The 1390-nt window shown below is 67.3% G+C and carries 1 protein-coding gene; it reads right to left on the reverse strand.

All coding sequences use genetic code 11. The features are described from left to right. Positions 1-40 precede the first annotated feature (40 nt). Complete coding sequence (locus tag ACZ6N8_RS31175) at positions 41-1327, reverse strand: IS256 family transposase (RefSeq protein WP_466014641.1); 1287 nt, start codon at positions 1325-1327, stop codon at positions 41-43. Positions 1328-1390: the final 63 nt, after the last annotated feature.

Consider the following 1390-nt stretch of genomic DNA (forward strand, 5'->3'; position numbering starts at 1 on the left):
GGGTCTGTCAAACGAACGGTGTAACTCGGGTTGTTGACGGCTACTTGCGGCCTGCGGACAGGCGTCCTTCGAAGGCGATGTCGAAGGCGTTCAGGGCTGGCTTCCAGCGCATGGTCCACCGCCGGCGGCCCTGCCCGGTGGGGTCGAGGCTCATCACCGCCAGGTAGACGCACTTGAGCGCGGCGGCCTCGTTCGGGAAGTGGCCTCGTGCCCGCACGGCACGGCGGATGCGGGCGTTGACGCTCTCGATGGCGTTGGTGGAGCAGACCACGGTGCGGATCTCGGCGTCGAAGGCCAGGAACGGCACGAACTCCGCCCACGCCTGCTCCCACAACCTGACGATCGCCGGATACTTCCCGCCCCAGGCTTCGGTGAACTCGGCGAAGCGGGCTCGGGCAGCCGACTCGGTCGGCGCCGTGTAGACGGGCTTGAGAGCCTTGGCGATGGCGTCCCAGTGCTGCCGTCCGGCATACCGGAACGACGCCCGCAGCAGGTGGATCACGCAGGTCTGCACCACCGCTTCGGGCCACACCTCGGCGATCGCGTCCGGCAGGCCCTTGAGCCCGTCGCAGACCACCATGCACGCATCCTGGACGCCGCGGTTCTTCAACTCGGTGAGGACCTGCAGCCAGAACTTGGCGCCCTCGCCGCCGTCACCGGCCCACAGGCCGAGGATGTCCCGGGTGCCCTCGACGGTGACGGCCAGGGCCAGGTAGATGGGCCGGTTGGCGACCTTCCCGTCGCGGATCTTGACGTGCACCGCGTCCAGGAAGATCACCGGGTAGACCGGGTCTAGGGGCCGATTTTGCCACTCAGTCATGCCCTCGACGACCTTGTCCGTGATCGTCGAGATCGTCTGCCGGGAAACGTCGGCGCCATACACCTCGGCCAGGTGGGCCTGGATCTCTCCGGTGGTCAAGCCCTTGGCGGACAGGGAAATCACCATGTCGTCCACCCCGGACAGCCGGCGCTGGCGCTTCCTGACGATCTGCGGCGTGAACGACCCGTCGCGGTCGCGGGGCACCTCAATCTCGACCGGTCCGACGTCGGTCAGCACCGTCTTGGCCCGCACACCGTTGCGGGAGTTCCCGCCGTTCTTACCCGCCGGGTCTCCCTTGTCATAGCCCAGGTGATCGGTGATCTCACCCTCGAGCGCTGATTCCAGGACCCGCTTTGTGAGCTGCTGCAGCAGCCCACCATCGCCGGTCAGCTGCAACCCGGCCGCACGGGCCTGCTCCACCAGCTGGGCGACCAACTCCGCGTCGACACCCTCCGCCGGCTGTCCCGGCACGTTCTTCGCCACCGCGGCAGTATCCACGGCGGCCATCGATCCTTCGGACATCAGGTGCTGCTCCTTGATCAGGAGTTACACCGTTCGTCTTACAGTCCC

Source organism: Micromonospora sp. NPDC047521 (genome assembly GCF_055587305.1).

Coding starts and splice junctions, on each gene's coding strand:
- ACZ6N8_RS31175 (WP_466014641.1), bottom strand. CDS start 1,327: ATGGCCGCCGTGGATACTGCCGCGGTGGCGAAGAACGTGCCGGGACAG.